Origin of the sequence: Halostagnicola larsenii XH-48 (genome assembly GCF_000517625.1) — an archaeon.
GTDB lineage: Archaea > Halobacteriota > Halobacteria > Halobacteriales > Natrialbaceae > Halostagnicola > Halostagnicola larsenii.
Genome location: NZ_CP007057.1, coordinates 316,054 through 340,953, shown reverse-complemented (window position 1 = coordinate 340,953; position 24,900 = coordinate 316,054). Strand labels below are relative to the sequence as shown.

General features: G+C 56.5%; 22 protein-coding genes and 2 pseudogenes. 7 read left to right on the top strand and 17 right to left on the bottom strand.

Annotated elements, in window-relative coordinates; translation table 11 throughout:
* Positions 1 to 3: 3 nt before the first annotated feature.
* From HALLA_RS17880 to HALLA_RS17855, 5 genes are all read right to left on the bottom strand, one after another.
* Complete coding sequence (locus tag HALLA_RS17880) at positions 4 to 1,137, bottom strand: amidohydrolase family protein (RefSeq protein WP_049954839.1); 1,134 nt, start codon at positions 1,135 to 1,137, stop codon at positions 4 to 6.
* Positions 1,138 to 1,510: 373 nt separating this feature from the next.
* A complete protein-coding gene (locus HALLA_RS17875; protein WP_084569114.1) occupies positions 1,511 to 2,284 on the bottom strand; it encodes an IclR family transcriptional regulator in 774 nt (257 codons plus the stop codon).
* 505 nt (positions 2,285 to 2,789) lie between these two features.
* Entirely contained in the window at positions 2,790 to 3,161 is a 372-nt protein-coding gene (locus HALLA_RS21800) for an IclR family transcriptional regulator domain-containing protein (protein WP_049954838.1), read from the bottom strand.
* Between the two features lie 1,439 nt (positions 3,162 to 4,600).
* Positions 4,601 to 5,662, bottom strand: coding sequence for a PAS domain-containing sensor histidine kinase (locus HALLA_RS17860; protein WP_049954837.1), 1,062 nt, complete (start codon positions 5,660 to 5,662; stop codon positions 4,601 to 4,603).
* A 108-nt stretch (positions 5,663 to 5,770) separates the two neighbouring features.
* Positions 5,771 to 6,100, bottom strand: coding sequence for a hypothetical protein (locus HALLA_RS17855; protein WP_049954836.1), 330 nt, complete (start codon positions 6,098 to 6,100; stop codon positions 5,771 to 5,773).
* Between the two features lie 213 nt (positions 6,101 to 6,313).
* On the opposite strand from HALLA_RS17855, the gene HALLA_RS17850 reads away from it, so the two are divergent.
* Complete coding sequence (locus tag HALLA_RS17850) at positions 6,314 to 6,577, top strand: hypothetical protein (RefSeq protein WP_049954834.1); 264 nt, start codon at positions 6,314 to 6,316, stop codon at positions 6,575 to 6,577.
* A 293-nt stretch (positions 6,578 to 6,870) separates the two neighbouring features.
* Here HALLA_RS17850 and HALLA_RS20810 read toward each other — a convergent pair.
* Positions 6,871 to 6,969 (bottom strand): annotated as a pseudogene (locus tag HALLA_RS20810) (helix-turn-helix domain-containing protein); the annotation flags it as partial.
* Between HALLA_RS20810 and HALLA_RS17845 the strand changes: the two are divergent.
* Positions 6,968 to 7,846, top strand: a pseudogene (locus HALLA_RS17845) (cbb3-type cytochrome c oxidase subunit I); the annotation flags it as partial. The pseudogenes HALLA_RS20810 and HALLA_RS17845 sit on opposite strands and share 2 nt — an antisense overlap.
* 113 nt (positions 7,847 to 7,959) lie before the next feature.
* Here HALLA_RS17845 and HALLA_RS17840 read toward each other — a convergent pair.
* The 3 genes from HALLA_RS17840 to HALLA_RS17830 all read right to left on the bottom strand — a co-directional run bounded on the left by HALLA_RS17840 (position 7,960) and on the right by HALLA_RS17830 (position 11,318).
* The gene (locus tag HALLA_RS17840; RefSeq protein WP_084569112.1) at positions 7,960 to 9,255 is read right to left on the bottom strand and encodes a glycosyltransferase; all 1,296 of its coding nucleotides are present in this window, start codon (positions 9,253 to 9,255) and stop codon (positions 7,960 to 7,962) included.
* 177 nt (positions 9,256 to 9,432) lie between these two features.
* The gene (locus tag HALLA_RS17835; RefSeq protein WP_049954833.1) at positions 9,433 to 10,473 is read right to left on the bottom strand and encodes a lysylphosphatidylglycerol synthase transmembrane domain-containing protein; all 1,041 of its coding nucleotides are present in this window, start codon (positions 10,471 to 10,473) and stop codon (positions 9,433 to 9,435) included.
* A gap of 425 nt (positions 10,474 to 10,898) precedes the next feature.
* Entirely contained in the window at positions 10,899 to 11,318 is a 420-nt protein-coding gene (locus HALLA_RS17830) for an ArsR/SmtB family transcription factor (protein WP_049954832.1), read from the bottom strand.
* A 188-nt stretch (positions 11,319 to 11,506) separates the two neighbouring features.
* Between HALLA_RS17830 and HALLA_RS17825 the strand changes: the two genes are divergently transcribed.
* Complete coding sequence (locus HALLA_RS17825) at positions 11,507 to 12,892, top strand: DUF7504 family protein (protein WP_277921490.1); 1,386 nt, start codon at positions 11,507 to 11,509, stop codon at positions 12,890 to 12,892.
* A gap of 63 nt (positions 12,893 to 12,955) precedes the next feature.
* Positions 12,956 to 15,064 (top strand): hypothetical protein, encoded by a 2,109-nt coding sequence (locus HALLA_RS17820; protein ID WP_339325761.1) that lies wholly within the window; start codon positions 12,956 to 12,958, stop codon positions 15,062 to 15,064.
* A gap of 253 nt (positions 15,065 to 15,317) precedes the next feature.
* Here HALLA_RS17820 and HALLA_RS21855 read toward each other — a convergent pair whose 3' ends face one another.
* The 6 genes from HALLA_RS21855 to HALLA_RS21795 all read right to left on the bottom strand — a co-directional run bounded on the left by HALLA_RS21855 (position 15,318) and on the right by HALLA_RS21795 (position 18,668).
* Positions 15,318 to 15,452: a DUF7503 family protein gene (locus HALLA_RS21855; RefSeq protein WP_449272282.1), complete on the bottom strand. Its 135-nt coding sequence runs from the start codon at positions 15,450 to 15,452 to the stop codon at positions 15,318 to 15,320.
* Positions 15,453 to 15,757: 305 nt separating this feature from the next.
* Positions 15,758 to 16,507, bottom strand: coding sequence for an SDR family NAD(P)-dependent oxidoreductase (locus HALLA_RS17815; protein WP_049954830.1), 750 nt, complete (start codon positions 16,505 to 16,507; stop codon positions 15,758 to 15,760).
* Positions 16,508 to 16,592: 85 nt separating this feature from the next.
* Positions 16,593 to 17,195 (bottom strand): dihydrofolate reductase family protein, encoded by a 603-nt coding sequence (locus tag HALLA_RS17810; RefSeq protein WP_049954829.1) that lies wholly within the window; start codon positions 17,193 to 17,195, stop codon positions 16,593 to 16,595.
* Positions 17,196 to 17,419: 224 nt separating this feature from the next.
* Positions 17,420 to 17,998, bottom strand: coding sequence for a dihydrofolate reductase family protein (locus HALLA_RS17805; RefSeq protein ID WP_049954828.1), 579 nt, complete (start codon positions 17,996 to 17,998; stop codon positions 17,420 to 17,422).
* A complete protein-coding gene (locus HALLA_RS17800; protein ID WP_049954827.1) occupies positions 17,995 to 18,501 on the bottom strand; it encodes an SRPBCC domain-containing protein in 507 nt (168 codons plus the stop codon). Before HALLA_RS17800 ends, HALLA_RS17805 begins: the two co-directional genes overlap by 4 nt.
* Positions 18,498 to 18,668: a hypothetical protein gene (locus HALLA_RS21795; protein ID WP_394298878.1), complete on the bottom strand. Its 171-nt coding sequence runs from the start codon at positions 18,666 to 18,668 to the stop codon at positions 18,498 to 18,500. The genes HALLA_RS17800 and HALLA_RS21795 overlap by 4 nt, the downstream gene beginning before the upstream one ends.
* Positions 18,669 to 19,040: 372 nt before the next feature.
* Between HALLA_RS21795 and HALLA_RS17790 the strand changes: the two genes are divergently transcribed.
* Positions 19,041 to 19,463, top strand: coding sequence for an ester cyclase (locus HALLA_RS17790; RefSeq protein WP_049954826.1), 423 nt, complete (start codon positions 19,041 to 19,043; stop codon positions 19,461 to 19,463).
* 74 nt (positions 19,464 to 19,537) lie between these two features.
* On the top strand, positions 19,538 to 20,188 hold the full coding sequence (locus tag HALLA_RS17785; RefSeq protein ID WP_049954825.1) for a helix-turn-helix domain-containing protein: 651 nt from the start codon (positions 19,538 to 19,540) through the stop codon (positions 20,186 to 20,188).
* 855 nt (positions 20,189 to 21,043) lie between these two features.
* Here HALLA_RS17785 and HALLA_RS17775 read toward each other — a convergent pair.
* Positions 21,044 to 21,958, bottom strand: a complete 915-nt coding sequence (locus HALLA_RS17775; RefSeq protein ID WP_049954823.1) for a glycosyltransferase — start codon at positions 21,956 to 21,958, stop codon at positions 21,044 to 21,046.
* 78 nt (positions 21,959 to 22,036) lie between these two features.
* Here HALLA_RS17775 and HALLA_RS17770 point away from each other — a divergent pair, with 78 nt between their 5' ends.
* Positions 22,037 to 22,720 carry a helix-turn-helix domain-containing protein gene (locus HALLA_RS17770; RefSeq protein WP_242406233.1) on the top strand — a complete coding sequence of 228 codons (684 nt, stop codon included), beginning with the start codon at positions 22,037 to 22,039 and terminating at the stop codon, positions 22,718 to 22,720.
* Positions 22,721 to 23,399: 679 nt separating this feature from the next.
* On the opposite strand, the gene HALLA_RS17765 is transcribed toward HALLA_RS17770, so the two are convergent.
* Positions 23,400 to 24,341 (bottom strand): hypothetical protein, encoded by a 942-nt coding sequence (locus HALLA_RS17765; RefSeq protein WP_049954821.1) that lies wholly within the window; start codon positions 24,339 to 24,341, stop codon positions 23,400 to 23,402.
* Between the last annotated feature and the right edge of the window lie 559 nt (positions 24,342 to 24,900).

Below are 24,900 nucleotides of genomic sequence, written 5' to 3'. Positions count from 1 at the left end.
GGTCTAGATGTCGAGAATGTCTTTGGCGTTCCCGTTGAGGATTCGTTCACGCGTGTGCTCGTCGAATGCACGAGAGGTGTAGAACCACGTCGGCGGATCCAGCGTCTGATGTGGCCAGTCACTCGAGTAAATGAACATGTCGCTGGCCATCGAGAGGTCGAGAAGATTCTCCGCGGCGCCGGCGTTGCGCGGCAGTGCAAACGGCTGCGTACAGAGGTAGATGTTGTCTCGGAGGTACTCGCTTGGTGCTCGCTCGAGATACCTGTCACCGGAGTCCATCTTGCGGGGCGTGATCTGGATGTCCTCCGGATGCATTTCGTAGAACTCGTCCATCCGGTAGCGCAGGAACGGCACCCACCAGTGGCCGCCCTCTTGAATCACGACGTCGAGGTCTGGGTATTTATCGAAGACACCCCGCATGATCATGTTGACGACGTTGACCATCGCGTGAATCGGCCAGTCGAAACCGAGCACCTCCGTCCAGGTGAGCATATCGTCGCCGACGTGTGAGTGCTGTGGCCAGTAGGCGAGCGAGCCGTGAAGCACGAGCGGTAGGTTGTTCTCGACGAGCGCATCGAAGACGGGGTCGAACTGCTCGTTCCCCCACGGAACCTTCGGATCGAACCAGGAGTAGGCCGCGACGATCCCGTCCTCGTCGGCGACGCGGTCGATCTCCTCGACGGCGTATTCGGGATCCCACTTCGGGACCATCATCGAAGTGTAGACCCCCTCGTCGACGAAGTGGTCGATCATATAATCGTTGGCCGCCTGACAGACGGCGTTTTTCAAAACTGGATGATGCTGGAGAGGGAGGTTGTTGATGCCTGCGTTGACGATCGGTTCGTCGACGGCGATGGGCTCACACGCCTCGCGAACGTCCTCGGCGTATTTCGCCCGACCCTGCGTGAACAACCCTTCCTGGCCTTCTTTGATGGCGTAGGCTGCGTCCCACTTGCCCATTACCGGCGTCGCACCGAACTCAGTCGTCAACTTATCGAGTGCGCGGTCGTCCTCTACGTACTCTAGCAACTCTTCTTCCTGTGGATTGACGTGGAAATCCAGATCGACGATTTCATCTTCGAACGCCTCATCCGGAACTTCGGTTCTGCTGTCTAATCGCCTGACAGATGATCCCATACAACCACGTATCCTTTACGATCGATATTCAAGTTTTTGGTGTCGAAAGGTTTCGCCGAGCATTCAGCCCTGATATATTCGGACGTTCTATTCGGAATTACCATATAAACACAGCCGAAAACAATTCTCTACTCTTACTAACGTCCTCACCTATTCGATATTCGCCATCTATTTACTGTAGTATGAATGTAAAAGGTTGTGCGAGGTATTCGCCAATACCGAATAGCTGCGGAACGAAATTCGAAGTGACCGAATGCGAGCCGAATTGGATCCCGATACTGTCTGAAAAAGCTACTGACCGCGCACTCGAGCGGATGGGTAAATCTAGGAGTCGGCCAACATCAGTCAGTCGACGCTACTCGAATCGTATCGTTCAATTCAATGGGTACTGCAGTTTCAATTCGAGTTCGTTCGTCGCCTCGAGCAACAGTGGTTTGATCTCGTCGTGACAGCGGTCGACGGTGAGTCGGTTTGCGGGCCCAGAGACGCAAATCGCTCCGTGAATCGTGTCCTCACCAAGCACTGGGGCGCCGATCGCTCGGAGTCCGGTGACGGTTTCCTTGTCGTTGAACGCGATGCCGTCATCGCGGATTTGATCGAGCTCGGCCCGTAGTTCGTCGGGATCAGTGATCGTGTTTGGGGTGAGTTCGGGTAACCCGTATCGGGTAATAATTTCTTCGACACGCTCGTCAGGAAGGTACGCCAGAATCAACTTTCCCGTGGCGAGATGGTGAAGGTGTGCTCGACCACCGACCCTCGCATGCGTCTGAACGGCGTTTTCCCCCATCGCTTTGTCGAGATACACCGCCTCCCCATGCTCTTCGACGATGAGCCACGCCACTTCCCCCGTTTCGGCGGCGAGGTTCTCGAGAATTGCACCTCCGAGTCGAGAGATAGCACGCTCGTTCTTGACGAACATGCCGTGGTCGAGGAATTTGAGGCTCAGTTCGTACATCCCGTCGTTCTTGACGACGTACTTGCTGCTCTCTAACGTCGTGAGGTGACTGTGTATCGTGCTCTTCGCGAACTCGAGCTCGTCCGTCAGTTCCACTAGCGTTGCGCCGTTCATCGATTGTAATGTGGCAAGTATCTCGAGTACTGTATCAGTCGTTTTGACCCGGCGATTCGGGTCTTTTCCTGGAGCCATATACAATAACAGAAGGTACTCAACAAAATGGTTTCGATGAAGCCTATCAAAATCATCTTATAGTGCTCTATTCAGCACGCACGACCGCGCTTACAACAGTATTTCAGATCGGTCTCGAAGAGCTGTTGAATCGCTATACTCCGTGAGAGGATCAGTAATCAAAACGGTTGAGGCTGAAGGCGTCGATTGTGTATGATCGCCATTTTACTGAGCGTTGTGTTCAGATCAGCCGGTTCTACTCACTTCTCAGACCAGCCTAATCGTATGATAGTAACCATAGTTGGATATCCTATGGTTACAAAAGTACGACCGTAATAGATTGGTGTCTTCATCTGAGCGTGAACCGGGCCTATTCTACGAATACAGTTGGTCGAGTCTGATCTCGTCTGTAACGCTCCGTACTTGATTTGGCAATTCCACCTCGAACCATTCTCCGTGTAGTCGGTGTTCTGGCCCGCCGATACTAATCACACCAAATACTCGTCTTCGATAACGATCGCTGAACTCACTGCTTTAGTACCCTCGAGTTGCTCGCTATAGTTCTGAGCGTACTCTTGCTCACTAATCCGTCCAGTTCGTCCGAGAGCGCCGATCGGGAGGTGATCGTGTTTTCCGTCATCGCCGGAAGACCGTGGGTGTCAATAATCACAGTTACCCGCTCAGCGAGCAAGTGTGCAAGAATCGCTTTTCCACCTGCATGACAATCCAGGTACGATCGCCCCCTATGGAATGTGCTGTTTTGATGGGTTGCCTTTCCCGCAGCATGTTCTAGATATACGCCTACGCCATACTCCTCTATGAGAAACCACACTGTCTCACCTGTGTCCTCGGCTAATCGCTGCAAATAGGGCGTTACAACTCCTGTGAGGGTAACCATCTGTTTCGAGATTGTACCCTCTCTGTCGCTCGGTTATAAACTCCTGGCCGATTTTCGTCTTGGTATCGTAGGAGTTTTTTCGAATTTTTGATGAAAGCCAAATAAACGATACTGTCGAGTCATGAAATACAGAAATTCTCACTATGAAACTCGATGACTGAGGTCGTTACTGAGCAACTTATTCGACCATACGTTGCTGTCCGTCGGTGGTAAGATACGGTTGGCGGAGAGACGTAGCGTTTTTCTGCGTATCTATGCCCGAAACCCACGTTTCACTCCTAGTATCGATCAGATTGAAGTGGGTTTTGTGAGGAAGAGCCAACATCGCAACTATTGAATGGTGCTCAATATTCAACCTTCTCTTGCAAATCCCTCTATTTAGAATACTATTAAAATAATCTATACATTTGACGTCGAGCAGGCACAATCGACTGTCCTACAACTGGATCCTCAAAGCCGATCTACAGCTGGAGTCTGGACGCAGTTCGGATCACGTTACGATCGACGAGACTGTGATCCGACTCGACAGTGAACAGTACTGGCTGTACACAGCTGTCGATCCTGTATTGAATGATTTGCTCTATACAACGCTTGAAGCGACCAGAAACAAGCTCCTCTCGAGTGTGTTATTTCGAGAACTCCTCGAGAAACACGACGTCGACGACTCGATGTTTCTCGTCGATGTCGATAAGTCACAGCACGACGCCTGTCAGAGATATAACCTCAATTGTAGAAACTACCGGCAGGAAATCGGAAGCAGTGTCAAACATCTATTTGAAGCGATAAAATAATATACTCCTCTGTCTCCAAACAGTTTCGATCATGTAGGTTCTTTGTATTCACTACCGGCCTCGAGCCAATCTTTCTCGTGTTGGGTGAGCCAAATGTCTGCCAGTGCGGTGAACTGCGACGTCTCGTCCTCGAAAGCCAGGGGAGTTTCATCCGGAGAACGCGTTGAAATATAGATGGGAACTGATGAACGCGTTCTCGTTCGGTATCGGTTCACACCGAATATCGATCTGACGGAGGCGTTCACTGCTCCCGACATCGAATATCTGGCTGTCTCCGCGACTCGTGTACTTGTGATCTATACCCGTGCTATGCGCGTCGCTCTCTGACACCGAACTGACAGTATGTGAGGTTGACAACCTGACAACACTATTAGTATATCGCGATGCGATCGTATGACGACCTCTCCAAATCAACCATGGCTCGAGGCCTTATCGAGGGGGTCTGTTACGCACGTTCGGACGGATGCACATTTGGGTTAAACAGAGTACGACCGGGTGTTTTCCGGTCCAATAGTTCATTCAAATACGGAGATAACCACCGAAAATCGGTCATAGCGCTACTCGAAGAAAGATCGCGGATAGCGTTTTATCGAGTTCTCGAGGAAGCGATCCTCTGCTAGTCCTGCTTCTTCGAAGGCTTCTGGTATGCTATACTGCCCTCGAACTACCTGCATGTGGCAGTTCGACGACGAAGACTGTCCCAGTCGGCTCGTTGTCTTCGGCCCAGATATCGCCGTTGTACTGGGTAACCAGCGTCTGGACGAGGTATAGACCGATCCCCGTTCCGGGGCTCCCGAGGCCTCGCTCTCCTTTCCCGAACACGACATCTTTCTTGGTGTCGCGAATCCCGGGCCCGTTGTCGGCGATTCGAATCTCGACATCGTCGTCTCGAAGGTTACAAGAGATTTCGACAATGGGGGCATCCTTGTCGTTGTGTTGGACAGCGTTGTTCAGGAGATTCCGGAAGACCGAACTGAGCATACTATCGGCAGCCACCTCAACATCAGGAAGCGTGTCGTTCAGAACGAACTCCGCCTCCGGGAAGGATTCCTCTCGAAGCGATAGCTCAGTTTCGAGGACCGAGCGAAGCGGCACCAGCTCTACGGTGACCTCTTCATTTGAGACGACCATCTCCACGTAATCGCTTGCTACCTCGGTCAGTTCGACAACGTGTTCACCGCTGGCGAGAATCTTTTGCAGGTACTCTTCGCCTTCAGCATCGACGTTGTCTTCAAGTATCTCCGCCCAGCCGAGTACAACTGCCATATCGTTGCGAATATCGTGACGGACGATTCGGTTCAGCAGTTCGAGTTCTTGCTCGCGGCGCTTTTGCTCCGTGATATCCGTACAGATGCCGACGACCTCAGAGACCTCGCCGTTCTCATTTTGGAGAAGGACCTGCCGCGTGAGCACCCAGCGAACCGAGCCATCTTGTTGTACGACGCGACCCTCATACGCCTCGTCACGGAGCCCCTGGTCTGATGCCTCGATATTCGCCCGGACACGCTCGCGGTCTTCGGGATGGATGGCATCGAGCAGCCGCGAGATATCATCTTTGACATCCTCGGGAGGGATTCCCCAGATCCCTTCGAAGCCTGCACTGATGTAGTCGAACTCGCCGGGTTCAGTCACCGTCCAAAGCGCAACACCATCGAGTTGATCGAATAAGGCCCGGAAGTTGCGCCGTTGCCCAAGCGGGGCGTTACTCATATTGGCTCTTTCGTATCGACCGGCATAAATACCGGTCTCCAACTCGGGCAGTATGATGATAGTCAGACAGTTTGGATTGGCCGGCTATTGTCGACTGGGTATCACTAGTTACTGACGATCCGGATCCGGGCCGTTTCTCTCGAGTAGAGTCGGTGAATTCGGTGTTTTACACGGAACGATGAACTGGTCGCGACGATTTCGCTCGTGGCCGCAGTTCCGGCTGCTCCAGTACTGCGTCCGATACGCAAACCGGTCAGTGAGGTCGATCGCGTCCGGTGTTGGCTCTGTACCCGGGAGCCACTCATCGATAGCGGCGAGTTCATGCTCGTTCCGCCGTGCGATATCGCCGGAATACTGTCGTTTTCGGTCGCTACTATCGGGACAGTCATGCTCGTGGTTTCGGTAGTAACCACGCTCGATCGGGTACTCTGTACTCATCGAATCTCGAGGCACATGTGATGTGTCTCAGCCGTTCAGGCGCACGAAAAACCATAGACGGGGAACTGCGTGGAGGCGATATTCCTCTCTCATAACGCAGTTCTCTAGGCGTTCAGTAGGTTGTCTCGTGATCGATGTCCTGCGTCAATCCGCTCTTTCATCGGGGGATATTCTTATGCGAGTTGAACGTGAAGCAGATAGTACAGCGTTGAGATGACCGACCTCACTGATCCACGCCCACCGCTTCCAGAGTGGATTATGGACGTGTACGAAATCCTGTCTGCCCACAGTCGAAACGCAACAGCGGAGCAAGATGGGCAGTCGATTCCGCGTGAACGCGCACTCGAGACCCTTCGTGACTCCGAACAGTTGGATCTCGAAGCCGGGGATGCAACCCATGCACTGTCCCGGTTGATCGATCGCGGGTATCTCTACGAGGTTAACGACGAACTCCGCATAACGGAGCCTGAAAACTAACGAGGTGTCGACTCGTTCTGAGTCTGTCAACCTCTATCTGTTCATCGGTACTTTCTTCGAGCCCATCTCACCTGCAAGGGGGCTCACCCACCAGAGCTACTGCTGTCTCAGAAGCCTAAATCGTCGACCGAGACTCCCTCGATCGAATTGAAATTGATACGGCGATCTTCAATGGCGCATCGAAACCCAAAGGACGGTGGATATTGCGTTGAAACGCGTACCGAGGATATTCGGGCGAACCAATCGCCGTTGGATGCAAATGGTACTCTCCTCGAGTCAATACAGTAACTCGTTCAGGCCTCGAGAATTGCGTTCAGTAGTTTCGTTTGTGCGGCCACAAGATGCTCGGTGAACGTGGAACGAGTGATGCCGAGTTCCTCGGCAACAGTGGTCGTCCACATGTGGGTCGAGGGCGTCTTCGAGTTCTTCATCCTCGTCGTTATCGCGCTGACGCTGGTCTCGATGAACCTCCTCTCGAAGAAGGCCGCCGAGAAGGCGGTCATCTTCCAGGCCGCGCTCGTCATGGGCAGCGGCATCATCGGCGTCTCTCACCACTACTGGTGGGCCGGCCTCCCCGAGGTCTGACTCCCCATCGGGAGCGTCTTCTCGACGCTCGAGTTCATTCCCCTCCTCTTTATCCTCTACGAGGCACTGGGGCAGTACCGCGCGATGGACACCGCTGGGAAAGACTTCCCCTACCGAATGGCCTTCTACTTCATCGTCGCCTCGAGCGTCTGGAACTTTTTCGGGGCCGGCGTCATCGGCTTTTTCATCAACCTGCCGGTGATCAGCTACTTCGAGAGCGGGACCTACCTCACGGTCGCCCACGCACACGGCGCGATGTTCGGCGCCTTCGGCTTCCTCGCGATGGGGATGGCAGTCTACATCCTCCGGATCACGACCCGGCCCGAACAGTGGTCCGAACGCCGCCTGACCTGGTCGTTCTGGCTGTGCAACGTCGGGATCGCGCTCATGTTGTTCCTCTCGCTGTTACCCGTCGGATTCCTCCAGCTCGAGGTCGCCTTCACGGAGGGGTACGCTGCCTCTCGTAGCCTCGAGTTCTACAGCGGAAACCTGATTCAGACGCTGTTCTGGCTACGCATGCCCGGCGACACGCTGTTGATCCTGGGTGCAATCGTCTTCGCTGGAGATATCTTGACGAAATTGCTCTTTCAGCGGAAGGCGACCGCCGAGGAGACCAGCAGACACATCATCGCTGACCGAATCGTCGGCGAGGGCGTAGGTGAACCGGACAGCGACGACGATTGACAGACGGAGAACTCATCTCTCGAGAACCAGATCTCGAGAGTGAGACGCCTGAGGGAGACTCGACGAGAGATCGAGTCAAAATCGACTCGTCCCGCAATCCCGTCTGCGTTCTGTCAGCCGTGTTTTTCGACCTGGTACCAGTTTGCTTCCCGCCCGATGGCATAGCTGACGACGACCTGTACGACGACGAGTCCAAAGAGCGTCAGTGCAACCGGGAGGAGCAGCCACGCGAGATTGAACCCCTCAGTGCCGGCGGTGTAGTTGTCGACTCCGCGGGTCGTGAGTGTGATGCCGTAGATGCCAGCCAACCCCAGACCGACGAAACCGGGATGAGCGAGAGCCGCCAGCACGAGTTTCGGGATCGTAACCGAGAGGAGGACCCCGGCGGCGAACGTTCCCACGAGTGACAGGAGCGAACTCAGGAACGCTGGATCGCGGAGATTGCGCCAGTCGCGGAGGTGGTTGTGGCAAATGGTGACGTGGCCGGAGATCCAGCGAACCCGCTGACCCCACCAGTCCCGAAGCGTGTGGGCCGCCTCCTCGAAACAGGGATAATACAACAGTTCTCGGATCGAGAGGTTAGCCTGGTGACACCGGTGAGTAAAGTCCATATCTTCGGTCAGTGCTCCCTCGTCGAACTGCCCCACCTCGTCGAAGACCGACCGCTCGATCAGAACACTGCGGGTCCCAACGATGCCGAGTCCCAGCAGAGAGCGAGCGAGTTTCTGTGGCAAGAAAAAGAGCAGCAGATACTCGTAGTACGCCATCGACTCTATCAGACCTGTCGGTCGGGGAAGGCTCCGGACCCGCGCGATGTCGTGTTCACGTAACGCGGCCATCGCGTGGGCGATCAGCTTCGGATGGGGTTCTTGATCGGCATCGAACATCGCGATCACGTCAGCATCGCTGCGTTCGATGGCATCGTTGAGTGCCCCCGCCTTCGATCCGGGCCGACGGTTGCGGATATATTGGACGCGTTCGTGGTCGGCCGCCAAATCGGCAGCCCGATCGATAGAGGGCTGATCATCGGGTTCGCAGATGATCGTGATGGTGAGATTCTCGTAGGTCGAAGCCGCCAGGTGCTCTACCGAACGGTGCATTACGTTGGATTCTTCGTGGACAGGGACCAGTGCCTCGACGGACCGGCCCGAATTGACCAGCGCGTCGCGATCCTCCCGAAATAGCGACAACAAATACAACAGCAACGAGGTCCCAAAGATCACGACGGCGATCACGAGCCACACGCGCGCATCGAAAGCGAGGCTGAGGAACCAAAGTGGGTGTGCTATTATGACGCCGAGGAACGATACCAGATGCCCTAGCACGAGGAAATCGCTGAGTAGTGCTAGCGCCGCGAGGCCGAAGACGACGATACCAGCAGCTATGAGGTATCTGTGGAGGGCAGTCATGTACCCGGGTTGTGATGGCAATAGTATAAACTTATAGGTTTGGTATTACGTTCAGAAACTCGGAATACAGCACTCACCAGCAACCGGTACGTGCTTCGTCAGTCATCGGCGTTCCGTGCGTGTATACAATCGCTCTCGGTCTGACGGATGATAGGCGGTTCGTGGCCGACTTCAGTATCAATGGCGACGATACAGGTTGTCCACGATAACAGCGGCGATACCACCGCCGACCAGCATCGGGAGCCAGTAGGTCGCTCCCCGGTAGATGACGACGGCAGCCGTCGCGGCCGTCGTTGCAACGCCAGTTGTAGAGACAACCAGAACGATAAACGCCGTCTCGACGCCGCCCATACCGCCCGGAAGTGGGAATATTCCGGCGATGCTGGCCACAGGAAGTACGATTAGCATCGCTCCGAAGGGAACGGTGATTCCGATAGACGCGAGCGAGATCCACAGACAGATCGCCAGCGTGAGCCACCCGGCACACGAGAACAAGCCGGCCAAGATCAAGAGTCGCCGGTTGCTGGCGATGCGTTCGATCGAGGCGAAAAACCCATCTACGCGGTGTTTGATGTCCGCTCGAGTCGGCGCGCTAACGCGTGGGACAGTCCGACCAACCCAGCGGACCATCGGTGGCAGCACCGAGAGGACCACCGCCTCGATCCGATGGCGGAACCGCCACCCGAGCGTGAGTGCGAGAACGAACCCGGCGAGGAGCGCTGCCACGGTGAAACTAGCGAGGAGTAGGTTTCGGTCGAAATCGAGCCCCCGCAGGACGAACAGTCCAATACCGACGATCCCCATACCGATCGAGGGGAAAAAGTGCAGGGTATCGACGCTCGCGATGGCAGCCAGCCCGTTCTCATACTCTGTGTCGGCGGCCTCGGAGATCAAGAACGCGCTGATGGGTTCACCGCCGGCCTGTCCGAACGGGGTGACTTGATTCGCGAAGGTCGCAGCAGTAAACACGACGATTGACTGCACTCGAGAGGTCGGCGTTCCCAATGCGCGCAAGACGGTGTGCAGACAGAGCCCCCAAGCGATGAGCCAGAGAGGGATGAACCCAAGCAAGACGGCGATGACGGCGGGCTGGGCCCTGTGCAGTTGTGCAATAATTCCATCGATACCGACAACCCAGAGCATCAACGAGAGGACGAGTCCGGCACCGACGAACCCGATGAGGATCGACCGCCAATTGAGTAGCCTGTCAGTTGACATTGAATATTCCCATTAGGACCCGCTGAGCGTGCAATACAGCGTTTTCGAGGAATTCTCTGGCACTGATCACTGGTAGAGAGTGGCTGCAACCCTTTCTTCCGGCAAGCGATACGCGGTTAGGAGTGCGTTAGTGGGCCCTACGCACCGATGTAGATGGTGATAGTCGAAGGACTCGTGGTTCGAGAGAGGAACAGAGGGTTCACGAGAGGACGCTGAATAGATGTCCGCGAACCTGACGGTGCTCATACTCATGTTCGGCCGATAGCACGGATGATATTTAATTTAACTGGAATTAGCTGCTTTGTAGAATCACTATACGGAGCTTGAGTACCGATCTCTGGTCTTTCCCTCCTCACGCCTAAGTCACAAGAATCCACGACTCACCGCGCACTATCGTGCTCACGTGCTCATTCCCGTGAGACTAACTACTCGCCAGAACCGAGATCGGCCCGTTCGATTTCGTGACACCGGTCTAACAACGAGTGAACGTCATCCGATGCCAACGACCACTTGATCGCTCCGCTTCGCCGATCGTACTCGATTAAACCACTGTTCGTAAGCTTTGGAAGATGATTGTGGTAGAGGTCGATCAAAATGGATTCGCGATCCTCCGGGGTAACGTCCGACGACGAACAATCGAGTTCCTGTGCCGTTATCTCGGTCGCTAGTGTCTCGATGCTGGCTAACTCGTGCTCGCTGAGATAGTAGAGAATGTCGCGTCGTCGATGGTGACTGAGAAGGCGCAGTAACTCGTCAATCCACGGTTCGTGTCCTGCTGATGGAGAACTCTTTCGGTCGATAGGAGGAAATTGCTTTTTGGCGTCACCTGAATTACGATCGGCCATGTTGTTACGAATACGACGGTCGGTAATAAGTCTGCCAGATGAATACTGCTTTCGATAGTTAGCAACCAATATTATAATCCCTGTCTTTCTTATAACTTTTCTACATAAAAAACAATTTAGAAGTATGGTGGTCTCACGGTATTAATGCGGGAGCTTTTGGTCTCTGGCGATCATATGGTATCTATTCAATGACTGACGAAGACGATCCCCGTGCAGACCGGAACGATTTGCCCGTATTTCCGTCTCAAGGTCACCAGAGCACACCCCATATCGAACCACCGAGCCATACTGTCGTGAGAGCAGTCGCTGACGCGCTCGAGAAAGACGTGATAGACCTCCCGCCGATCAACGACGTTATCGACGCTGATGCGCTAAATACACTGGTTCAGACCAATCGCCAGCACGCCGAAGAATGGCCGACGATCCGCTTTTCTTACGTTGATTACCTCGTCACCATTACCAACTCCGGCGACGTCACTCTCTCTCGTCAGGAGAGTGTGAAACCGGCTATCGCGGACATCAAACCAGACTGGCCGCACGTGACGCCGGCCTCGGACAGTGCCGATGACCATTCCACCGGTGGCCTCGCTACAAAAGTAGTCCTCGCGGTAGCCGATCGTTCCGATCACGACCCCGCATACGTGCGACAGGCGATCGACAAAACCCTCGACCGCCCCTCACTCGAACGTCTCAACAGCACGCGTGCGGATGGGACGGCTCGAGCCGGTGCGACTATCCAGTTCTCGACGCTCGGGTACGACGTTCTCATCGAACCCGATGGGACGATCGGTATCGGATCGGCGCTTCAGCGGCTCCAACTGACCGGCGCCAATATACTGCTCGTTGGTGCGGTACCGGATTCGGTTATGGATCTCGCGAGCGCTCAACTTCTCGGTGACGGCGATCGACGCCGACTCTTCGCTCTTCTCGAACGGCACGTCGATTCGGCGATTGACCGCCTCTCCATCGTCGACAACACCTCCGATACTGCTCGAGTGATCGACTACACGACCACGGCCCGATCCGCTGCGGACTCTCGATCGATCACGGAGCATCGTGTCGATACGGATGCTCCTTCTGACTCGGGTCCCGATACCTGCTCTGACACAAATACCGACATTCCAATCAAAAATGACCCAGACTCACTTGATGAGTCGGAGCGTAACAGCGCGCGCGATTTCGAGGACCCGTCGGCGGTAACGGTCGAAACTGTCGACGGAACCGTCGAAGCGTTCGTCGACGCTATCGAAACGACCATGGAGGACCTTCAAAAGCAACAACTGGACCCGACCGAGCTGCGATTCTGTTTCGACTCGCTTCGTCCGCTCCTCGAAAAATACGGAGTCGACGGAACGCGCTTGGTTCTCGAACCGATTTGCGAACGAGTGACCGCCGTCTCGGGAATCGGCCACTATAGTTTCCCGGTCGAGCGCGATTCGGAGCAGGTCCGGGCGCTCGAGCCGTTGTTTGATGCAACGATCGAGAATCGTATCGATGGAGGCGAGCCAGCCCAGCGCTGGCATCTCCACCGAAGCAACCACACCACCGACTGGTTCAGACTTCGAACCGACTGACGGGGCGACAAATCGCGAGAGCGATTGTACCAACTGCGCACTACCCACGAGCAGAGATCTACCGTGAATCCAACATTCGAACCGGACGATAACCGCCCGGGCATGACGGTCGTTGATTCGGTAGAGAATCGTCAATTCCCGCTCAAAACGTCCACCCGGATCGATCCGCAACAAACCGGGACTGATAGCTTTTACTTCCCAGTTGATACGGCAGTCGAGTTCACGACGGACCAACTGGTGCTCCCGTACGTCGTTCCGACCTGCGTTCGTAATCAGCATGGCGACATGCTGCTCGAAACAGAACACTACGCGTACGAGACGTTACCGGAGGACACGTACCTGCTCGAGTTGGCGGCACCTATCAAGCTCTACGTATCCGTCCGAAGCGAGGTCACAATCGCTTCGGCGGATGACCGACTCGCCTTCGACTTCGGATCGCCGGTCCGCGTCCGATTTGGTGCGCGATCTCTCCACGAGAGTCCGGCCGCCACCGTCGAATCCACCGCTGATCCACCCGACCTGGCGCGTGCCATTTCAACGTTCGGGTCCGCGCTGAAAACGACGACCTGCGAGCGGTCACTCCCGTCGTTTCGAGGCCATCCGCCACGCCTCGAGCTCGCCGACCAGCTCAACGTTCCGGACGAAATCGAACCCCCGGATACGGGCATCACGATCGTTGCACCGCACGAACGGAACGCGATTTACGCGACCAGTCCGCTCGCATATTACCTCGGTGCGACAGTCGTCACCGGCGAGAACCCGCGAGTCGAAACCGACAGTGGGTTCGAGTACGAAATGGGACAATCGGTCGAGGCGTTCGAGTCATCTATTGAGCGCATCCTCCAGCACGTGTTTTTCCTCGACACGGTAACCAGAACAGAGGGCATCTATGAGATCGATTTGTACGAACGCAAGCAAATCGAACCATCTGTCTCTCCTTCCTTCGACGAACTATACGAACGCTCTCTCTCCGAGCAACTCGCAACCTACCTCTCGATTCCGTTCGACGCGACCGAAGAACTCCGTCCAACGTGGGAACTCATGACGTATCTGACATCCGATCCGGAAAACGCGACTGCGTTACCGTTTCTCGCTGGCGATCTCTCGCTTATCCGCACAGCCAGCCAAGCGACGCAATCGGTGGAGGTTGCGCCGGCGCCGCCCGCCGACATCGACGCGTTCGTCAGATCGACCAGATCGAAGGGGAGTGGCGGAGACGGGGAAGCTAGAACCAACCAACTGAGTGACGCCGCCAACTCGTACGTCTCACCCCCGGAAACCGACGCGTTCGAAACGGCATGGCTCGGTGAGGGTACACCGGTCGGTGCGAACAAGCTCTCGACGAGCGCATTTGAGAACGGATTGAATCACTCTCCGAAGGACGCAAGCGATGCCATCGACATAACGATCGTCTGTAACGATCGACAGATGGCAGCCGAGTACGACGAAAGCGCGGATGGACTGTACGGCAACCGTGACGAGCTTCCGTTCGATATCACCGTCCATCGAAATCTCTCTACCGACGCTCTTCGGCAGGTGTTCGCGACCGACACCGATTTCCTCCACTATATTGGTCACGCCGATGACGAAACTTTCGTTTGTAGCGACGGTGGTCTCGACGCTCGAACGCTCACACGAGTCGGTGTCGACACGTTCCTGCTCAACGGCTGCGAATCGTACCAGCACGGACTGCAATTGATAGAAAGCGGAAGCGTGGGCGGGATCGTCACACACAGCGAAGTCGAAAATCAAGATGCGATCGCTGTCGGGCAATTGATTGCACGCCTCTTGAACGGTGGGTTCACGTTACGCTCCGCGGTCGCTCTCGCACGGACCTATCGATTCGTCGGAAATCAGTACGGGGTCGTCGGTGATGGCGGTATCACCATTGCCCAGTCTGGCGGTGGCGTTCCGAACTGTTGTCGGATTGACTCAGTTGGGGACGATCAGTACGAACTGCGAATCTCCACGTATCACTCACAGCACGGCATCGGAGCACTGTACATCCCCTATATTCCTTCCATCGACCACCATTTCCTCGCGGGAACGGAGCTTCCACCGCTTACGGTGTCCGGGGATACGCTCAGTCGATTCCTCCAACTCGAGCAGATTCCCGTCGAGTTCGACGGCGAGTTCCATTGGTCCACAGACGATCTCTTTGACTCCCTCTAGCGTGCAATCCCGGTAAATTACTCGAACCTACTCGCGCCCTATCACAGTCTCCTCGAGGTCGGAGGATTAGCCCTCTTTTCCGGCTACAAATGCATATGAGCACAGAGTTTCGATAGGACGTGCTGTGTGTTTTCTCCCTACCGTGAACTACCTCGCGACTATTTTTGTTCACGTGAGAAATATGGGATTACTGCGTTTCAGTTTCTTCGTACTTCGATTCGTGGTATGAACCGTATCTGTCTCCGTTCGTCCGCTAATAGATCGAACCGCCGTTCCCTGCCGCGACGGTTCCTGCCTGCGACAAGAGCAGACAGATTGTGAACAAAACGCCCATTAATCGTGGTCTTTCGGCGAGCCGTTTCGCTAATTGCGTTTTACTGTTGGACATTGCAAGTGCCCTTTTTGGCCGAGGGATAATATGATTATCTTAACAAATATGAGTCAATATTAATTACTTTTTATATGTTTTGGGAGAGTATATTGGATGCTTACAGTGACATACAGTTGGCCGGGATTTTAGTGGTCTACAGAGAGACAGAGAGAGTGCCTCGGTCCGTATGGAAGACTTCGTCTTCCGTGACTGAGCGGAGCAACGCTAACCGGTAGCGAAACTTCCCCGAGGTCAGCGGGACGGACGTCCCGCCAGACTCCGTGAGGTCGTCGAACGATTCGTTCCCGCTTCTGGTTGTACTCTCACTCCATAATCGCACCGCAGGAGATGTTGATTTCCGTGGCGGTGATGGTGCGGGCTTGCTCAGAGGCTACGAAGGCTGCAACGTCCCCCACGTCGGCCAGTGTCGCTGCCCTCCCCAGCAGGGTTGCCTCCTTCGTCGCAGCGGCGATTTCCTCGCGGTATTCGATGCCGTCTGGGATGGATTCTGGCACGCTCCCCGTTTTCAGGGTGACGACACGGATGCCATGCGGTCCAAGTTCGACTGCCCACTGCCGACGAAGTCCCTCGATGGCGTCGAGAGCGACTTTGAAACCCCCCGTCCCAGGGGGTGCGTCGGGATTCGAGCCGCCGAACGTCAAGATAATTCCCGATTCGCGCTCGATCATGTGCTTGGCGGCCGCCCTCGTCGTCAGGAACTGTGTCCGCATCGCGGTCGTGATCGGCTGCATGAAATCCCCGACCGATATCTCGGTCAGCGGCTCTTGGATATCCCCGATTCCGATGAGGTTGAACGAGATGTCGATGCGTCCGGTCTCTTCGACCACCGCATCGACGAACCCGTCGACGGCCTGCTCGTCAAGGGCATCGACGACGGCGGTATCCGCCTCGCCACCATCCGAGCGAATGTCCTCGGCGACCTCGTCGAGGGTCGTATCAGTGCGACCAGCGAGGAAGACCCTGGCTCCCTCACCGGCGAAAGCGCGGGCGACAGCACCACCGATCGACCCGCCTGCGCCGTAGACCACCGCGACCTTGTCATCCAGAATCACGCCGATCCCCTCCTTCGGGTCGAGGAATGCCCCTGTGACGTTTCGATCGGTAATTGGATGGTCGACCTCGTTGTCTCGGTTTCGATCATCGTTTCACTTCCTCGTCCTCCGCCACTTCGTAGATGAGAACGACGACACCCGCCCCAGTCGTCTCCGTGTCCACGAGTTGCAGATCGGTTTGCGTACTCTCATTTCCGAACAGTCGCTTCCCGCTCCCAAGAACGAGTGGCGTAATCATGAGCTGATACTCGTCGACGAGATCGTGTTGCATCAGCGTCTGGACGAGCTCGCCACTGCCGAGGACTCGGATGTCTTCGCCGGGCTGTTCTTTCAACTCGGCGACCGCCGTCTCGACATCTCCCTCGAGCAGGGTCGAGTTCTGCCACTCCACCTCGTCCACGGTCCGTGATGCGACGTACTTGTCAATGCTGCTCATTAGATCGGCTAGCTCTCCTTCATCCGTCGCCGTCGGCCAATACGCGGCGAAAATCTCGTAGGTCTTCCGTCCGAGCAGAAGAGCGTCCGACGAGGAGAGACCGTCTTCGACGGCGTCTGCGAAAACTTCGTCGAAGTACGGCCACACCCAGCCACCTTGCTCAAATCCTCCTTCACGATCCTCGTCCGGGCCGCCCGGGGCCTGCATGACCCCATCGAGCGTCAGCATTTCGCTTACAATTATCTGTCTCATGGTGATTCTATTTTGTTCGGTTGATCAGCTCCTCGGGCAACGCTCCGTGGGAAGACGCGCTCGCGCGGCGCGTCGAACGTCCGGCAGATCGTCAAGCTTGTCTCGGTCGTTTCGATCATCGTTACGCACCCTCCACCAGTCCCGCGAGGTTCGACAGCGAGTCGGTCCACCCTTCGTTGGCGTTACTCGGGGGATGGTCTCCGGGATTCCCTCATGGCGGGCGATCATTTCAAGCTGACACGAAACCGGATGTGGTTTGCTGAGGCGGATTCGGTCACGTCGATGATTTCCAATTGAATGTGCTCGTCACCCAAATTCTCAAATAGCCGAGTACCGCTTCCGAAGAGAACTGGCACGAGGTGAATCCCGATCTCATCGACCAGCCCAGCCGCGATGTATTGCTGGCCGATACTCGCGCCACCCATCACGCTGACAGTCTGATCGCCTGCGGCTGCCTTCGCCTGTTCGAGAGCGCTCTCAATGCCATCGGTAATGAACGTGTACACGCCATCTTCAGGTACGTCTGAAGGCGCTTCGTGTGTGACGACGAACACCGGGCAACGGGCAGGACCGGTCGGCCCATCCGATCCCCACCATGGAACGGAATCGTCGTACGTCTCTCGGCCTGCGATGACCGCTCCCAGGTCGCCGCTAGCTTCTTCGAGGATTTGCTGGCCCCTCTCATCCTCCATCCACGCGTGCAGCTGCTGTCCACCCTCACCTAACGGTTCCTCCTGACTCTGGTTCCCTGCGGTGATGAACCCGTCCAACGACATGCTGATATCGAATACTACTTCACTCACAGTTCCGCCTCCTGGACGATATCCGCGAGGTTTTCGAGGGAGTCGATCCACCCTTCGTTGGCGTCGCTCGGGGGAACGGCCTCGGGGAATCCCTCGTGGCGGACGATGACCTCGGTCCCCTCGGAAACCGACTCGAAGGTGACCGTCACCGTCGTCTCGCCGGCCATCTCGGGGTCGTCGGTCTCGAATTCGTCCGTGTAGACGATGCGTTCACCGGGAACCAGCTCCAGGTAGGTGCCGCCGAAGGTCGAGCCGTACTCGGCGAATTCCTCGGTCTCGCCCGTGAACGTCATGCGGTACGTCCCGCCCTCCTCGGGCTCTAAGTGGTGTACCTCGGCCGAGAAGCCGGTCGGTGGCAACCACTGGGCGAGTTCGTCGGGATCGAGGAACGCCTCGTACACTCGCTCGGGCGATGCTTCGATGATACGGCTTACGGTCACGCTCCGTGAGTCATTCTGTTCGCTGTTTATCGTCAACTCTCTTCCGCTGTTGTCGTCTGTCATCGGTCTTCGTTCTCCAGATGGTCGGCCAACGCGTCGAAGCGGTCCTCCCAGAGCACACCGTGGCGGGTCAGCCACCGGAACGCCTCGCTCAGTGGCGCGGCATCGAGGTGACAGCGGCGGACCCAACCGTCCTCTTCGATGTCGAGTAGGCCCGCATCCTCCAGCACACGCAGGTGCTTCGAGACCACCGCCAGCGACATGTCGTGGGCTTCGGCCAGCGGAGCCGTCGGCGAGCTGTTTCGAGGATTTCTCGACGGATCGGGTGGCCCAGCGCCTTGAAGATCGCGTCGAGATTTAGGTCGTCCGGCTGTTGTTCAACCATCTGGTTAAGCGTACAGCCCGCAATTTATTAAACCTATAGGTTAAACAAACTCGAACTCGCGTTCACTCTCGCCGAGCACTCTGATTGTCCGCTCAAGGACCTGTTCTCGCTGGATCCCGCCGCACCACGGTATCCGCTCGCGTCTTATGGGGCGATCTCCGTTACGTCAACATGTTCACGATAATGGCTATGCTCGTCACCCCGCTATTTACTCCCGATGGTCGACACCAACCGCCAGGTGATCGAGCGGCTGTACGAGGACGTCTGGAACGGCAAGAACCCGAATACGGCCGAGGAACTGGTACACGACGCGTACGTGATCCACGACCGGGAACTCGCCGATAAGTTGCAGGGGCCCGAACTCTACAACGCGCTCGCATCGTCGACGCGTGAACTGTTCTCGGATCTGACGTTCACCATCGAAGACGTGGTCGCCGCGGATGACGAGGTCGCGCTCCGGTGGACGATGGTGGGAACGCACGATGGGCCGCTGTTCGGGGTCGAACCCACTGGAGAGCAGGTCGAACTGACTGCAATCGAGATCAATCGGTTCGAGGACGGGCAACTAATCGAGACCTGGACACAAAGCGATCAGTTGGGCCTCATGGAACAGGTCGGTGCAGTGCAACCGACCGACTGACAGCTTGATAGGGAAGGATCGCTTCTTGCCAGTATGCGCCTCGGTCGACGCCGACGACCCACGAGAGATGAACCATGCCCCGGGCAACGCTGAAAGCCAAGTCGAACGACGGGCTCGTCGCGCTATCCGAAGCCTTTCCCGACGCGGTGTTCGATGTGCTCGGAGCGTGGCCCGATGAGGAGGGGCTTCGCCTGCTCGTTGAGACGGACGCGCTCGGCGTTGACCCGCTCATCGAGACGCTTGACGCGATTTCCGCCGTTACCGGTTTCGAGATCCGTCACGGGGGTTCCGACCGGGTTCTCTTCGAGGTTACCACGACGACACCCGAACCACACGGTGCAATGACGGACTCGGGTATCGTCCCGTCGTTTCCGTTGCATCTCGAAGACGGGTGGCTCGTCGGTGACCTCGTCGCGTCGCAAGACCAGCTCTCGGCGTTTCGCGACGAACTGGATTCGGCCGGAATCGAGTACCTGATCACGCAGGTCTCCGCGACGCCGGCGGAGTCTCCCCTCCTTACCGACCGTCAACGAGAGGTCGTCGACGTCGCCCTGAAGCACGGGTACTACGATTCACCCCGTGACTGTACTCTTACGACGCTCGCTGAGCACCTCGACGTGAACAAGTCGGCCGTGAGTCGCGTGCTCCATCGGGCTGAGGGGAAGATCATCACTGCGTATCGGTCGGCGGACGCCGATTCACGTTCACTCGCGAACGAGCGATAGAGAGGCCTGCCCTTCCAGTAATTCCATCAATCAGGCTCTGTTGAAATCTTCCGCCACTGATAGTTTGTTAAAGGCGTGCTGAATACACAGCGCGTATCGGTCACTGAACTGGCTCGGATTCGGCATTACGTCCAGAGGTTGCACCTCCTATTGGGGGAATATCGGTGGCTATCTAACCCAACTCCGATGCACCAACGTGAGTCAGGGCTCCATCGGCTAAGAGGATAATCGATAGTAGAAGACCAGCTCCCAACGAGGTCAGAAAAGATGGTGAATCCGCCACACTCGGCCACACGTACCCACCGAGCGTCCATATCGTTGCGAGGAGACACGGGACCGCGAATGCGGCCAGTACGATGTCCACAGGCGTCCTACTAAGGCCTGCACGAGTGAGCACAGCGACCTCGAGTGTGAACGGCAAGCATACAAACAATAGTACCTCCACAATTTGAACATTGATTCCAAACGGTATTGGAGAGAGGATCCCTGTGAGGAGTGTAGCGCTCAGACAGACTCCGATGGCGAGGAGATATGTCGCAACTACTGCTATTCGATTCAAATCCATAGCCGTCATTTGATTTCTATCGAGTAAGTTCTTTTGATTGAAATGTTCGCGCAGAGGTACTAAGACCATCTTCATCCCGCTGTACGATACGCACGCCCAACCGAACTCCTGTATTCAGCAGTAACACCGCGAGACGAACAGCGGTTACTTGCTGCATACGCCCTCTGTAGTCAGCACGCGTATCCTGTTCAGTTCTAAGTATTTCAACAGAGCCATCAATCGCTATCTTTCGAATGAGGTGAGCGGGGTGCAAACACGCCTCGTTTGAGGTGTCGTCTTCCACCGAGTCGCTACTCGACGACCGCCACGTCGAACTTCCCGCGCCAGCGGTATCGCCGGCCGCCCCAGACGAACGTCCGGCGGGTGAATGCGTACAGTAGGAGGGGGACGAATACGAACAGCGCCGGATACGCCAATACGGCCGTCCACCGGCGGACGCCCAGGACCTCGTTGACACCGAGGTGCAGTACCGTCAGGGCTACCGCCGCAGGGACTGGGGCCAGGACCGCCCCTGCGAGGACGAGCAGCGAGACGATCCACGTCCCAGCGATGGCACCGGGGAAATGCCACCGAAGGATCTGCGTCCACCGGACCGGACGCTCGACTGACTCGCGGATAGTCCCTCCGATGGGGACGATGCGCGTCCGGCCGACGTTCGTTACGTGGAGGTACTCCATGAGGAGTCCGTCGTCGCTGACGGTCCGCCGAAGCTCGTCGAGAAACGCAGCCTCGTCGATGTCGCTCCGTTCAAACATGACCGCGCCGCCCCAGATCTGGTTGCCGAGGAAGAGAGGGAGCGAGCCAGCCGAGGCGTACAACGGTTCGAGCAGCACCGACAGGAGGTCCCGCCCGACGAAGTACGGCACCTCCGATACCGGCCCGTGGGCCTCGTAGTCCGCGCTGAAGGTCGCCAGCCAGTCCGGAGGGTGGTGGAAGTCGTCGTCCGTCCAGACGAGGCGGTCGTGGCGAGCGGCCGCCATCCCGGCAGCGATAGCGTTGGCTTTCCCCGAACAGCCATCCGGTTCGCCAGCGGCGACGAGTGTGACGCCCTCGGGGGCATCTTCCCGCCCGGTCACGGGGTCGTCCTCGCCGTCATGGATGATCAAGAGCTCGTCGTTGTCTCCGAGTTGGGCGGCCAGTTCCGCGCATGCGTCGGTCCATCTCGTGGTCGGCAAGAGGACGCTCCTCGGGGGTCGATCGGACATGGTAGTTAATCCTTCTTGTCGGGGGCGGTGAGCGCGCTGCCGGCGATCCATGGATGCTTATAGTCAACGACTTGTGCGATGGCGGGCAATAGTGATCGCATGCGCTACGTCACCGTCGTGGCCTACCCCGACGAGGGGGGAATCAACCGGCTCGATCAACAGGTTACCGAACTCGACCTATCGTATCGGGCCATCCACCGAATGGAACTCCTCGACGACGATACCGTCGCGATGTTCGCCGAGGGTCGTGGCGATGTCGAGGGACTCCGTGAAATCCTGTCGAAGTCGCCCCAGGTCTTCGAGTTCTCGATCACCGGCGACGACGCCGGATTCTTCGCCTACACGCGCTACGCGGTGGACGACCTGACCCGGATGCTCATGGAGGACCGGCGCGAGTCGTCCTACCTAATCGATATGCCGATCGAGCACACCCAGGACGGCGGCCTCCGTGCGACCTACATCGGAACGGAGGCGGCATTCGACGATGCGCTCTCCGATCAGCCAGAGGGCGTCAGGTTCGAGGTCGAGCGAACCGGCTCGTATACGCCCGGCCCTCGCCACGTCGTCTCCCGGCTGACCCAGCGTCAGCGCGAGGTGCTTCAGGCGGCGGTCGACCTCGGCTACTATCGCGAGCCCCGCGGCGCAACCCACGACGAGATCGCGGCGGCGACTGGGGTCTCTGAGACCACCGTCGGGGAGCATCTCCGGAAAATTGAAGCGACCGTGTTCTCGTCGCTCCATGTCGGTACCCCCGATCACTGAAGACGGCTGCCTCGAAGAGATCTCGATGGCTGCAGTTGAACGGAACAAACCCTCGAGTTCGTACATGGAGGGCCATCTGGGGGGTTGATCCTCATTGCATTGTAATCCCGCAAAAACTCATTACCTCCCTCTCGAGGCGGAGAGTCAGCGTCGATCAATCGACCAACGTAAACGAACCGACGGAGTGACGTTCAAACGAAGGACCACTCGTTAGTCGATTTCTCGCCAAGATGACGTTGCTTGAAGCTCCTTGATAGCTGCTCGCGTCTCTGAACGAATCGCTCCATAAAATCGTTCTCTTCCTACCGGAGTCCGAGCTCGAATGAGGGCAGTCTCGCTTGTGACATTGAAGAACGAAAGAACCCACCGTCCACCCCGTTGTTGCCATTTGCCAACGACCGTCGACTCCTCGTCCTGAGTCGTACGCGCTCCCAATTCCCAACTCAGTCGAGTCAAAGGCGACAGTTCGAACGGAACAACACCTGGAAGATTGATTGAGCCGTCGTCTTCATTACTACTGTCATGGACTGCCATATCAAACAAACGAGTATCGTTCAGTAAAAATGTACTCCTTCTCCTAACGGATTCGAATAGAGCTATTCGGTCCTGTTGAAAAACAGGGCATATAACGATTCAACACAGCAGTGAAATGGAGATGCGGACAATTTTCCTGGTTTCGTCACCGTCGGTAGCGGGCGAGGGCGAGTGCCGATAGTGCGATGACTGCGGCGGCCAATCCGAATCCGGGCGTTTCGTCAACATCCTCCGTTTCGTTTTCGTCTTCGGTATTCGTTTCGGTGTCACTGTCGGTAGCCTGGTCATCGTCGTCATTGGCTTCGACATGGCCTTCCGCCACGTCGAGCTGGAGTACAGCGACGACTTGGCCGTGTAACCGCTCATGTTCCTCGCTCTGATAGGTCCAGTTGCCGCCGACCTCCTCATACGATTCGGCATCGGCTATCGGATCGACGCTCGTATTCCAGTCACTGTTTGGCTGTTCGACGTAACCGACGAATTCGATGTCGTCCGCGTGGTCGCCTTCGATCTGTACCTCACCGTACTCGACGGTAGCGCCCTCCGGGTGTCCGTGGAACTCGATACAGTGAGAGTCCATGTACCCGTCTCCCTGTGGGAGATCCGGACTCGTCCCAAACTGATCGGCGTCGAGCGGCCACTCGTAGTTGTCGGTCAGTGGGTACTCCACGGTCATCGGATCGGCGTAGCTGTGCCACGTAAGCGTATCGCCGGTTGGGATCGTCACCGTCGTGTCCGGAACGCTTTCGCCGACGACCGGCTCACCCGCTTTGTTGAGCAACGTGACGCAGATCTTGCCGGAGCCGTCGCCGAGGTACGGGCTTCGATAGTTGTCACGCGGATTCGTGTAGCTGATCCAGTTATCTTCCGGGTCGGCCGCCTCGAAGTACTGATCCCCTGGTTCCGGGGCCGGTTCCTCGTAGGCCGGTTCGGAGACGTTAGCCTCGGGCGGTACAACGGCTGCGTCGGCAGACAGTGACCCGTCGGCGCTCAAGGCGGCACCCGGAATGACACCTGTGACGAGGACGGCACAGAGGGCGATCGTGAGGACGGCGCGTGTGAAGTTAACGGGCAGCACACCGTTCATATATATCACCGATTGGTGGCCGTCTCACGGCTCATATCAGAGGGAATGGTTGATTGCATAGTGAACAGATGCTCACTCGGCAGACCGTCTTCATCAGGACGAGAACGCAACCGGTCTCGGCTCGTTTTATCAGATCGGCTAGTTCGAGTTGATGAATATCTTGATACCATACTAGTCATCTGTTCGAATTTTCGGAATTGTCTCTGTATACTATGCACCGCCTACTCGACGGTATTCGATACATCGACGATCGTTTACGCCGCTACCACGATGCGACAATGGTCGATACGGTTGCCTCGAGATAATTTATACAATTCTGACTATTATAGGTAAATATCGAAAATATTTCTTTAAGAGTTCGTCACCCCATTGTAGTTTCGATCGGACGTAATCGGGCCCTAACACGTTTCTCTCCGACGATCGAGCGATGACTACGATCCCCCGCCGTACCGTTGCGTGTCCGACCGAACTGTTCGCTGCGATCCGATACCGAGAACCGCTCTACAGGCATATAGCGGGGAATTAGCCGTCAGATATGTAACTTCCGTGAACTTCACTC